Annotated in this window: 9 protein-coding genes; 5 read left to right on the plus strand and 4 right to left on the minus strand. The window is 46.5% G+C overall.

Annotation, left to right across the window (positions count from 1 at the left end):
* Positions 1 to 1,336 precede the first annotated feature (1,336 nt).
* Together AC4IE8_RS19470 and cysC are read left to right on the plus strand one after the other, a co-directional pair.
* Positions 1,337 to 2,782, plus strand: a complete 1,446-nt coding sequence (locus tag AC4IE8_RS19470) for an undecaprenyl-phosphate glucose phosphotransferase (RefSeq protein ID WP_490791785.1) — start codon at positions 1,337 to 1,339, stop codon at positions 2,780 to 2,782.
* 41 nt (positions 2,783 to 2,823) lie between these two features.
* On the plus strand, positions 2,824 to 3,432 hold the full coding sequence (gene cysC, locus AC4IE8_RS19475) for an adenylyl-sulfate kinase (protein WP_068995685.1): 609 nt from the start codon (positions 2,824 to 2,826) through the stop codon (positions 3,430 to 3,432).
* A 449-nt stretch (positions 3,433 to 3,881) separates the two neighbouring features.
* Here cysC and AC4IE8_RS19480 read toward each other — a convergent pair whose 3' ends face one another.
* Positions 3,882 to 6,095 (minus strand): AAA family ATPase, encoded by a 2,214-nt coding sequence (locus tag AC4IE8_RS19480; RefSeq protein WP_068995684.1) that lies wholly within the window; start codon positions 6,093 to 6,095, stop codon positions 3,882 to 3,884.
* Between the two features lie 312 nt (positions 6,096 to 6,407).
* On the minus strand, positions 6,408 to 7,352 hold the full coding sequence (locus AC4IE8_RS19485; protein WP_068995683.1) for a hypothetical protein: 945 nt from the start codon (positions 7,350 to 7,352) through the stop codon (positions 6,408 to 6,410).
* Between the two features lie 626 nt (positions 7,353 to 7,978).
* Between AC4IE8_RS19485 and AC4IE8_RS19490 the strand changes: the two genes are divergently transcribed.
* Complete coding sequence (locus tag AC4IE8_RS19490; protein ID WP_068995682.1) at positions 7,979 to 8,692, plus strand: SDR family oxidoreductase; 714 nt, start codon at positions 7,979 to 7,981, stop codon at positions 8,690 to 8,692.
* Between the two features lie 70 nt (positions 8,693 to 8,762).
* On the opposite strand, the gene AC4IE8_RS19495 is transcribed toward AC4IE8_RS19490, so the two are convergent.
* On the minus strand, positions 8,763 to 9,431 hold the full coding sequence (locus tag AC4IE8_RS19495; protein ID WP_068995681.1) for a YceH family protein: 669 nt from the start codon (positions 9,429 to 9,431) through the stop codon (positions 8,763 to 8,765).
* 360 nt (positions 9,432 to 9,791) lie between these two features.
* Here AC4IE8_RS19495 and AC4IE8_RS19500 point away from each other — a divergent pair, with 360 nt between their 5' ends.
* Entirely contained in the window at positions 9,792 to 11,258 is a 1,467-nt protein-coding gene (locus tag AC4IE8_RS19500) for a lipase maturation factor family protein (RefSeq protein ID WP_068995679.1), read from the plus strand.
* A gap of 259 nt (positions 11,259 to 11,517) precedes the next feature.
* On the opposite strand, the gene AC4IE8_RS19505 is transcribed toward AC4IE8_RS19500, so the two are convergent.
* On the minus strand, positions 11,518 to 11,709 hold the full coding sequence (locus AC4IE8_RS19505) for a hypothetical protein (protein WP_068995678.1): 192 nt from the start codon (positions 11,707 to 11,709) through the stop codon (positions 11,518 to 11,520).
* Positions 11,710 to 12,155: 446 nt separating this feature from the next.
* On the opposite strand from AC4IE8_RS19505, the gene AC4IE8_RS19510 reads away from it, so the two are divergent.
* A complete protein-coding gene (locus AC4IE8_RS19510; RefSeq protein WP_068995677.1) occupies positions 12,156 to 12,497 on the plus strand; it encodes an ArsC family reductase in 342 nt (113 codons plus the stop codon).
* Positions 12,498 to 12,664 lie beyond the last annotated feature (167 nt).

The raw sequence follows: 12,664 nt of genomic DNA on the forward strand, positions 1-12,664 counted from the left end.
TTATAGACCTGTGCATCATCGGGCTACTGAACCGGTAACTTGCTGCTACAAGTTACGGGCTTCATTTTATCAACTCTCCATTTAGAGGCAGGGATCGGCTATCAGTACTCAAATTCAACCATACAAGATAAATCAGTCTTTAACTAGGTTGCAATAATCTCATTTCTATTAAACTTGATATAAGCAATACCCTGCAGCAGGGCCAATCACTGAGATAAAGAGTTGCATGATTATCGAATGAATAAAATTGACACAAGTCGAGATCATAATCAGTAGATGCTGAAACACCCAGCAGATCTACTACAGAAGTTAACTCTCTATTACAAATTGTCGTTCTGACAAATCCAGAACAAGTCAGTTCACAATCGCCTGTATCGGTGTAAAATTGAGAGCAATCTAACAATTCAATGTTTTACGTAATTGAAAGCATGTCTTTATTCTAGAAAATGTTCAATATTGTGGCCCATAGCTGTCGAATCAATTGCCAACTCAACCAGACAAATCAGGCTTAATACTGATTTTAATATCCCTTTAGATAACATTATGTCACTGTGTTTAAAGCTAGTACATTCCATTCTACTGAGGCTATTATCATACTCTCTAATCGGCATAGTCTAACCGATTCAACAGAGAGGTTGATCACAATTTTTACATTAGAAATCCGTGATCACCAGACTTCCAGTCTATTTCAATGCCTGAGCTCAATCGCTTTAAAGTATCTCATTGTTTTTATAGAAGATAGTATTTTATTAAATACCTTTCAATAACGATTAAGCTTGAGTCTGTACCAGTTAGTGAAATTATTTCGACATCGTTTAGCAAAACAACTCCTACACCATGTGTTTTGTAAAGCCATACAAAATCACATTCCTAATATATGAAGTGAAACCATACCTTGAAATACAGGTCCTGAAGCACTGAATAAATAAGTATCTGTAACTCATATTTATGCCAAGCAATTTAAGCGCTGCTTAAATTTTATTATCGAACAACCTCTATGTCATATACTAACCAGATACATTCTGAATCCTCAAGATTCATTTTCTTTAAAGATTCTGGTAACCGTATCAACTATTTATTAAACTCTGTTTTAATGATAATGACGAGATACTTATCTGTGGATAATACAATCAATCCCTATACAGATACAACTAAATCATCTGTATCAGTAAGCACGACTCAATCTGATTGTTCCAGATGCATCAATCAGTACTGCATCACAAACTCTTGAAAGTTCACACAACTACCGTACAAACTGGTTTTTATACTCAAACTTGCAAATCTCGCTTGTTATTTTTATACAATTTGGATCATAATTTCAGGCTAGACATTCTACATGGATTCAGAAGCTCAGGAGGAAATGGATTTGCTCGATGTCAAGCAAACAGATCGGTCTTTATTACAACGCCGTAACAGTCTGACAACATCTTTTCAGGCACTGCTTGATGGCCTTTCTGTTGTTGTTGTTCTACTCGCTCTCCTGTTCTTCCTGCACGGGGAGCTGACCACTCACTATGTAATATTAGCCATGGCTCTGTTGGGCAGCATGTCTGTCATTTATGACCGGATGAATATCTATCGTCACCATGGAACCATGACAAAGAAAGCCTTCAAACTATTCAAGGCTTGGAGTACCGCTTTCGCCTTTCTTCTCCTGCTTGCCTTTGCTACCAAACATTCTGATACTTATTCACGAACTGTCATTGGACTGCTGTTTCTCTTCGGGTACTTTGCTCAAGTAATTCTCCATTTCGGCTTTCGCCTGCTACAGCGTCATATGATTACGCACGAGGCCAATACAAACGCTCTGGTTATTGGTAATGGTGCATTAGCCAAACACTTGCATCACAGGATCAATAACAATCCTTGGATGCCGGAGGAAATCATTGGTGCTGTATTGACCTCCGACTGCGAGGAGACAACTGAATCCTATGCTAAAGCTGATTTACAAGTACTTGGCAAGTTGGAAGATATCAAAACATTGATAAAGTGCCATCAGATTCAAACCATTTACATAGCTGTCTCACTTGATAGCTCACCAATGATTCAGCAGATCTACTTTGATTTACTGAATGAAAACGTAAACATTCATTGGGCACCTAATATCTTCGCCCTAAATCTGATCAATCATAGTGTGAAAGAGTTGGCAGGGATACCAATTTTGACTCTCTCTGAGACACCCTTGATCGGCACACACCTGCTGATAAAAACCGTCGAAGATCGGATATTGTCTCTACTCATACTAATCATGGTAAGCCCCATCATGCTCGTTACTGGGATCCTAATTAAAACCGAATCTTCAGGACCGGTTTTTTTCAGACAAGAGCGAACCGGCTGGGATGGTAAAACCTTCAGGATCTGGAAATTCCGTAGCATGAAACTGCATACAGAAGAAAATGGAGAAGTAAAACAGGCAACCAGAGAGGACCCACGCATTACCCGGATCGGCCGATTTATACGGCGTACCAGTATCGATGAATTGCCTCAATTATTTAATGTTTTAACAGGCCAGATGTCACTTGTAGGACCACGTCCCCATGCACTGCAACACAATGTTGAATACTCAAAACAGATTGAAGCCTATCTTGCCCGTCATCGGATTAAACCTGGCATTACAGGGCTCGCTCAGATTCGTGGTTATCGTGGGGAAACCAAAGAGTTAGAGCAGATGGAAAAACGGGTCAAGTACGATTTAGAGTACATTAACAACTGGTCTCTTTGGTTAGATATTTCAATCTTGGCGAGAACACCCTTCTCGCTTAGAAGTGGCAATGTCTACTAAGCATTCAGCTAATTGCATAGAAAACTATCAGGTACACATACATGGACGATAACATTGTTTGGCACCAAGCCACTGTAACCCGCGATCGACGGGAGAAGATGAACTTACACCGAGCCAAACTCCTCTGGTTTACTGGTCTCTCCGGCTCCGGTAAATCCACACTTGCCCACGCACTCGAAGAACGCCTCCACCAGAGAGGGTGTAGAACTTATGTTTTTGATGGAGACAATGTCAGGCACGGCCTTTGCAACGACCTTGGTTTTAGCATTGACGACCGAACTGAAAATATTCGACGAATTGGCGAAATGTCCAAACTGTTCGTGGATGCGGGCGTGATCGCATTGACTGCGTTCATTTCACCCATACGTGAAGACAGGAACAAGGCCCGCGAACTTTTCGCCGAGGGTGATTTCATTGAGGTCTATATTAGGGCCTCGATTGAAACCTGCGAGTCCAGAGATGTAAAAGGGCTCTACAAAAAGGCTCGCGACGGAATAATAAAGAACTTTACCGGGATCAGTTCTCCTTACGATGAGCCTGAGAATCCTGAAATTGTTGTGGATACGGAAAACCGGGAGGTTGACGAGTGTGTCGACTCATTGCTGGCCGCACTGGAGCAGCAAGGGGTGATTCCCAATGTTGTGGTTTAAGCCACATCGTAGTGGCATTGTCATTTAGACATATTAGGGTGTTGATTAATACTCCCCCTCTCCCCCGGCTCCTCTCATGCAAGGGGAGAGGGGAGCTACTCTCTTTATCTGTTTACCACAATCATCATTGGTGCTTTTTCTAACCTTCATCTTCTGCTTGGTTATCTCTTTTTCATGTCACAAATCCCGATAGGCTGGAGAAACCAACTGTAATTGACCCGTTAGTATCATATCGATCAAAGTTAAGGGAACAGCAGTGTCCAAGGTTGGAATTTTACAAACAGATTTGATGGTCTACCTGAAGCAGTTAGGATCTCCTGATTAGCTTTGCTCTCGCTCTGATGTGTGGCTAGTATTCCCATTGTGGAAATAGGATGGATACGGTATTCGCCGGAATCGAGAAGTGAGCAATGGGTTCTTAGGGCCTGTTAACACTAATCCAATAGGCCCTAGTACAACCCTTCCTGCAGAAGTAATTCCACTCGCCTGCTGCTAAGGTGTTTCTCAAGCACCTCTTTGGCTCGGTTTGCCTCGTAGATGGTTGGACTGTGGCCCTCGATTTTGATTCTCGTCTGATCTATCCCCCGGTCGATGAAATAGAGTGATACTTTCTGTGCCCTCTCCAGTGAGAGCCGCATATTTTGCAATGGATCATCGCTGGGGTCGGTGTATCCACGAATCTTCAGATTCGCCTGGCTGTTCAGTGACAGGACGATATAGAGATCATTCAGCATCTCTTCAAATTCAGTTGGTATCTCCGCATTGTTGTCTTCGAAGAAAATTTGAAATTTTCTTTCTGATACACGGCTTGGGATCGGTGGTGGTTGTTTATCCGGGACCTCTATCTGCTGATACCTGGTCTGGGTGGCAATATAGTCCTCACCGGCCTCTTTGGTTTCAGAGGTCGCTGTATCATCACTTGTCTCTGTCACAGGCTCCACATTAACAGCTGAAGTGTCCGGAGTATCTGATGCAGCGCTCGGTGGTTGATCTGCTTGCGTCTGCTCTACTGAGTCAGGGCGATTACCCACAGCTGTGGCAATGCTCTCGTTGGTCTTGGGTTCAGTTCTGTTTTTATAGGGTTGAGACTTGGGTGTCAGAAAAGATTGAATTGTGTGGTTTGCTTCGCTCAAAAAGCCATTGATCTGTTCCGGTGTCCATACGATGTAGGCAATCAATGGAAATCCAACCAATACGATCAATGCAACATTACGAATCGACTTTAGTAATCCTCCGGAAACCAGCTCTTCTTTGTCCGCATTGTCATCAGTAACGATAAAACCGCCGGACGCTTCGATTTCATGCCGATACCGCTCGGCCTTCATCGTAGGCGTATTGAGGATCTCTTCCGGATTCAGAGCAACGGCCTCAGTACTCTCATCATCTGTTTTCGCGCGCCTGACGGTATCGTCCAAGTCGCTTTCCGCTGGCGTACCGTCAGACTGCGCTTCGATTGCAAGATCATCCGCAACCGAGCGGTTCTCATCGACAATCTTCTCGGTTAATGTCCTGACCTCATCTGAATCAATAAATATTTCAGACTGAGGGGGCAGCTGACCCGTATCTTCCTCTTTATAGCCAGTTGGCTCAGCCGTTTCACCTTGCTGTTCGGCAGATAGACCGGCATCCTCTTCCACCAACATCGGCTGATCAAGGTCGGGCTCAAAGGTGTCATTCTCAATACTTAACGAAATCCCTTCGTTGCTTTCAGCATGAATGCTCTCCTCTTCGGAGGATTGATCCAGGGTTTGTTCGGAAACACTACCATCCAGATCAGATATATGCTCTTCATACTCAACCGAATAGGCGGCCTTGAACTCTTCGAAGGTCTCACCTGACTTGAGTGCCAACCGTTCTTCACCAAACAGCTCTTCGGCTACGATCCAGATATCCTCATCGGTGAACTTATGCTTCTCTTCCAGCGCACCATAGAGTAGTAACCGACTGGCGACATGATTGACCTTTCTGGGGATGCCTTTGGTTATATAGTGGATCAGTGGAAAGATCGTACTTTCGAGTTCCGGGTCTCCGTGCCATCCCACGATGCCCAGTCGATGCTCGATATACCCCTCTGTTTGAGAGACAGACATGGGCTCGATCTGGCAGGTGGCGATCAATCGTTGCCTGACATGCTCCATCTGCGGACTGAGTACGACCCCTCTCAGTTCATCCTGTCCAACCAGAAAAATCTGAAACAGAGGGTGACTGCCTGACTGCAGATTGGATAGGAGCCGAAGCTCCTCAAGACCATTCAAGGTGAGATTCTGAGCTTCATCGATGACGATGATTGCACGCCGGCCTTTCTGATACTCCTTTTCCACAAAATCCTGAATGTGGGTGAGCAACGTGGCCTTATTGTAACTTTCAGCGGGTAATCCGTATTCCAAGGCAACCTTGCGTAACAGCTCTTCAGCCTGCAGCTGGTTGGTTACCAGGTTGATTGCCAGGGTCTTCTCTTTATCGAGTTGAGCCAGGATATCCCGAATCAGCGTGGTCTTCCCGCATCCGGGTTGCCCCGTAATCATCACAAAGCCTTCCCCCTGCTCCAAGGCATAGCTCAGATAGGACCAGGCTTTAAGGTAGTTCTTGTGAGCAAAACGAAAGCTTTCGTCTGCACTCAGACGAAAGGGGTTGTCGTTCAGCTCGTAGTAGGATTCAAACATGACCTATATTAGTGATTTGCGGGTTCTATTGGAGATCGTATATTAGACAGTCACAGATATACAGTCACTTTGAATATTCACTCGCCTCTGATACCTGTCAGACATCTCCCCGCCTTAGTAAAGGTGGCCAATGGCGAATAACCGAGATAATTTCTTGGTTAAAAAGCTCTCACCGGCCCTCAGGCCAGCAGACTGACTCGACAGGTGAAATGAGAGTAAAGCAAGAACGGCCGATCAACACCCCTGACCCATAATCTAATTAAATTCTTCCATAAATAATAATTATCTTCTGGGTTATTACCAAGTGGTCTGTTACAGGGATTTCAGTTCAACAGCTGAAGTTTGAATTCCTGGTTTGCGGCACACCAGATAGGCTTTGCAACGTTCCAGATAGGCAGTGGTACTCTTCGGCATCGATACTCTTGCCCGTGCCATATGGGTAATCAGATCAGTACCATCCTTTATCAGGCGTTGCCCCTCATCCACCTCCCAGCAGGCCAGACAGGAGTTGTTGGTCTTTTCACTGGGGGCCAGGGCAAGCAGTTTTTCGCCAGCAACCGCAAATTTCGGCCAAACGTTGAATATGACCGGATCGGTACGCAGGGTCTCACATTTGAGCTTGGCGGTGTCACCTAGTTGTTTGATCAGATGTTCCGTGTTTCGAAAAAATGTGCTTCCGCTGAAAGCCTCGGTCATCGCTAAGGAGATGCGATCGATGTCATACATCGTCTGGGCGATTTTTATGTATCGAGTTTCGTAAAACGACTCAATCGGTACAGTGAATGCCCGAAAAGGCTCACCCCAAAGTTCATCGATACCTTCATCGCCGCTGCGGTGCTTTACCAGCTTGCCAAGCTCCAGGGCCTCCAGCAGATACTGGCCACACTCATGAAGCATCTCTCTTCCCTTACCTCTCTTTATGCTTTCATCATCCTGCTTCACCAGTTCACGGAATATTTGTGTGCCCCGGTTAAACAGCGCGCCGGCTAACATGGCTCCTTTTACCCGTTTCAGATCTTCATCCTGCTCATCCGTATAGGCTTCACGGGCCTCGTCCAGGCGGTCTCCAGGAATATTGATGCCATGCTCCACATGATTGAACAGACGCCGAGTCAATGCATCGATTAGATACTTCTTGGTTTCCAAGCTATCTTCCATGGGCTTGTAGTACTTAATCCAATAACCATCGTAATAAATAGAGGCTTTTCCATCTATTTTCTGGATGGTTCCATTGGCAATCGTTTTTGAGCTCTGCATATTAACAACCCGACATCGGCTATACGCGAGATTTGACCTTATCTGCTTCAATTTGTCACATAGATTATGGCTTTCGGGCAATAAAAAAAGCTTCGCCACAAACCCATAATCTGTCAGCTGGCTTGTTCCTCATCCCTGAGACCAATGTATGAAGAATAGGCTATTTCTTGCCTTATTTCCTTCACAAATATGTAATATCGGCAATCTTCTCGCCGATGAATCTTATAAGCAAATCTTAAGGAACCTCTGAATAAGTCTGAGCCGAACAGATTGTCGATCAAAAGTTGCCGAACCAAGGCGCAGATCGCACGATATAGCCCGCTATTGCGAAGATCTGCAACGCAGAAGCGGCGCATTTTGGCGACAAGATGTCGGTTAATGACTTGTTCAGTGGTCCTTAACCTGATTGATCAACAGCTGGTATGGGCAAAACCATTGGATTCCACAGGAATGAAGCTGGCGTGTTTGTCATGAAGGTTGATCGATCTGTTACTCTCCATTGAGTTGACCATATAATCTACGGGTGTGTTCCCGATACGGTCATAATCCGGGTCTGATGGGGATTCGTCCGCTAGCCTGTTACCGGAAACCGATCCGGCAAAACTCGAAAACTCAGAGGATAATTCATGCCAAATCAATCAGTTGCTGTCGTTACAGGGGCAAATCGCGGGTTAGGTTTTGAAACCAGTCGACAACTGGCTCAACTGGATCGACATGTGGTGCTTACTGCCAGAGATGAGGCACAGGGCCTGGCAGCCACCGAACAACTACTTGATGAGGGGCTGAATGTGGAGTTTTTCCCGCTCGATGTGAGCAACAGTGGGTCGATAACAGCATTAGCATCTTATCTGTCTGAAAAATTTAAAGATATCGATGTACTGGTCAACAATGCCGGAATCTTTCCCGATCCACCTCCGTCTGACGACCGAAGCAGCATACTCAATGCTGATCCGGAATTGGTACGACAGGGATTCATGGTCAACACCCTTGCTCCCCTTCGCCTCTGCCAGGCCCTGATCCCACTTATGCACGGTGAAGGCAGAATCGTCAATGTCTCATCGGGGATGGGGCAATTAAGTGATATGAATGGTTGTTGCCCGGCCTACCGACTCTCCAAGACCGCACTCAATGCGGTCACCCGGATTCTTGCCGATGAACTCAAACAGACCCGGATTAAGATCAACTCAGTCTGCCCAGGCTGGGTAAGGACCCGAATGGGGGGTGATGAGGCCAGTCTATCTGTGGAAGAGGGGGTCAAGGGTATCGTGTGGGCTGCCACACTTTTGAATGATGGCCCCAGCGGTGGATTTTTCCGTCGTGGTGAGGAGATCCCCTGGTAAGTCGACCCCTGCCCGATTAATGGCTTGCGGGGAACAGGCCAACACCCACGCTTTTTGGTTAAAGCGGGACTCACTCCTGTTCGGTAAGCAGATCAAGTCGTGCCTTGATACTATCCAGCTCATGCCTTAAAGACTCGACCTCTTTTTCAAGTTGAACCAAACGATTCTCATCAGATGTCTGTGTAAGCTCAGCTGCCTCAGCATGCTCCTGACGCTCTAGACCGCTGACCTCCCCACAGAAAAGATGGGCATATCTTGACTCCCTTTTACCGGGTTCACGTCCCAGTCGAACTACAAATGGCCCGTCCTCCCTCTGCATCAATTGATCGAGTACTGCTTCCGTCTGGTGTACATCCTCAAATTCACAAAGCCGGTTTGTACGGCTACGCAATTCGCCCGGTGTTTGCGCTCCCCTGAGGAGCAGAACACAGACAACCGCACGTTCCTGGCCGCTCAACTCCAGAGAACCAAAACCCACATTGCAAAACCGATGCTGATATTTGGCCACCCTGCTGCCAAAACCCGTGCGGTCGCTGACCAGATGTTTCTTCTTCAACTCATCAAGACCGTTCTGAACCTCGGACTCACTGAGCTGGAGTACAGGCTCCCGGCTGCTTTTCTGATTGCAGGCATTGGTCAATGAACTGAGTGACAAGGGGTATTGATCCGGAGTGATAATCTCTTTTTCCAGCAGACAACCAATGATTCTCGCCTGCAGAGGTGTCAATTCAATAAGCATCTACTCTTTCTAGCTCCTACTGATCGGGGGGATAGTGCCGGAATCTACAACCGGATACTGCCTGGCCATCCAAGCATTCATGATGACTAGTATAGCTTGCCATAAAATACGTCAGCTCTTTCTGATGCCATATCTGATGCTTCCCCTGAACTCGGTCATGCGCCGGGTTTATCCGTTGGTCCAGTGCAAGTTTCATCTCAATTGGCACCTCACCCCTACCCACCCACTTCATAGCATCGATCCATCCTGATTTTTAGATTCGTGACTACATGCCCCGGTTTAAAAATCCCACTGAGGCCTACTGGAATCAGCTGAATTTCTGTAAACTTTTTCATATCCAGTAATCACAGGCCAATCCGGATGGAATCCATAATCGCCCGGCTCAAACCTTTGCTTGACCATGATGACCGGTATCAGATCATCAGTTGGCTGTTCCTGCGATTGCTTGCATTGATCTACCTGAGCGCTTTCGCCTCACTGGCTTCTCAGATTACCGGCCTGGTGGGGAGTCAAGGCATCCTACCGCTGGATAACCATTTCACCCTGGCTCAGCAACACCTTGGGGATCAGGCCTGGCTGCGCTTTCCATCAATCTTCTGGTTGATTGGGACAGAGGACGGACGGCTTCAGAGTGCGGCTCTGCTGGGAGTCCTGCTCTCATTGATGCTACTGATCGGGCGTTGGCAGCGATCCGTTCTGATCCTGTTATTCCTGCTCTATCTGTCGCTCTATCATGCAGGACAGGTATTCATGAATTTTCAATGGGATACGCTGCTACTCGAAGCCGGGTTTCTCGCCATATTCCTGGTTGGCGGCGCCAACCCGCTGCTGATATTTTTGTTCGACTGGCTGCTGTTTCGTCTGCGATTCATGTCAGGGCTGTTCAAACTGTTCAGCAATGATCCCTCCTGGTCTGGTTTCACCGCCCTCAACACCTATTTTGAGACCCAACCACTACCCCATATCGGCGCCTGGTATGCCCATCAGTTGCCCGATCTGTTGCTGAAAGCCGGGGTGGGACTGACCCTGTTCAGCGAACTGATCGTGCCATTCTTCATTTTCCTGCCGAGGAAATTCCGCATGGCCGCTGCAGGGATCACCATCCTGATGCAGTTGCTGATCATCGCCACCAGCAACCATAACTTCATCAACTTTCTGACCATCGCACTCTGTCTGTTTCTCTTGGATGACAAACTGATCAAGTCAATCATGCCAGCCAGACTGGTTACCAATATCAAAAGCACCCACAACTCTGTAGGCTCAATTCGTAGCTTTATGATTATCTTATGTTTTATTGCGATACCCACATCCAGCCTGATCAGCTTCTCGGCGAAACTCTGGGATCATTCAGTGATAAAACAATCACTACCCTTAGCTGAAACCGTGCAGCATTTCGGGATTGGACACCTGTATCATATTTTTCCGACCATGCAGACCGAGCGACATGAACTGATCATTCAGGGATCAAACGATGGCCGGGCATGGCGCAGCTATCAATTCAACTACAAGCCGGATGACACAACGGATCGACTCCGATTCAACCTGCCCCATCAACCCCGACTCGACTGGATGCTCTGGTTCGTACCGACCCAGCATCCGGTGCAGATCTATTGGTTTGATCAGTTCATGCGACAAGTCAAGGCAGGGTCGCCCAGTGTGACAAGCTTACTGGCACACAATCCCTATCCGGAAACCCCACCAAAATACCTTCGGGTATTGGTATACCGTTACTCATTCACCAACAGTGAAGAGAAGGCTGACACAGGCCACTGGTGGAAGACAGAATTTCTTGGGGAGTTTCCCCATCTATCGCCAAGAAGCCCTTGAATTACGGCTCTGGGAAGTCGATACACAAGGCGTGAATGGCAGAAAAATCGGGGGCGTCGAGTGATGCTTCCCATAGCAACCACCTACCCGGAACAAGGTGATGCCAGGTAACTCTAACCAATTGATTCTAAAGAGACCGATCAGAGCATCTCACACAACTGGATGGGTGATTGATTAACGATTGAGGGATGAGCCCTGCCTACAGTGGCAATATGACGGCTCAGTTATGGAACATTGGTCCACATCCCGATAACGCTGATCAAAGGCGGGATAGAAACTCTTCAGCCTTACTGACCATATTACGTATGTCGTGGATGGTTGCCTCAATCGGAAAATGCTTGATTCCGTAAATGCAGTTACCCTTGTATTCAGCCTTGAAACCGTTCTGGTGAGTAATCAAGTGCTGGTCAGCATTCACTTGCCAACCTTCGTCTTCATTAAACTTAAACATCGAAAATCCTTTTTGGTAACCCTTGCAACTTTGGTGGCGGGAATTGTATCACCAGTCACGACGAGATTTACCCTGAAAAGGGCACAAAAGGAACAGACGGTAGCAAATCAGGGATAAACAAATTCAAATAGGAATCTGCTTCGAGACCTTTCCGCTGAGACGTCGCTTACTGGTGGCCTGAACAACCGATTATTGGCTGACTATAGAATGGGCCACCATTGATGCAAGTAGCAGACTTGAGAACAATTCATACCTAACACATTGAATTTATTAAAAAACAATTCGTTACATCATCACATACATCCATACTGCATAAAAGTGACGGTTGCTTAGAACTTGTCTGCACCAGACTCAGCATGTGGTTGATAAGATCACCATTAGTTAACTTGCCGACGGTTTTCTTAACAGTCACTATAGAGGCAATTAGATCCTCAAGTGGTAAAAAAATGGTCAAAATGTACGGCATCCCCAATTGCGACACGATAAAAAAAGCCCGTCGGTGGCTTGACGACCACGGCGTGGCATATGAGTTTCACGACTATAAAAAAGCGGGGGTTGATGAAGCCATGCTCACTGCCTGGACCAGTCAATTGGGCTGGGAGAATTTACTCAACAAGCGCAGTACCACCTGGCGCCAGTTGGACGAAGCTGCAAAGGCAAATCTGGACGAGAAACAAGCGATTCAAATCATGCTGACTCATCCATCGATCATCAAACGTCCATTGCTGGATGATGGAAAACAGCTCCACCTTGGTTTCAAAGCGGATCAATATGCACAGCTCTTCTGATGAGATCAGCGGCCGATCAATCTGAACAGAACAGGGGATTCGCCGGCTGAGCTGGATGCCGGTGCGATAAAACACCTCGATTATTGACCTTTTGAATCAACAAAGAATCGAGAATAGCGCTTGATACTCTATGTAATTCAATATGTTAGATAGAATCTCCACCACTC

The organism is Candidatus Thiodiazotropha sp. AKAK2 (assembly GCF_058244685.1).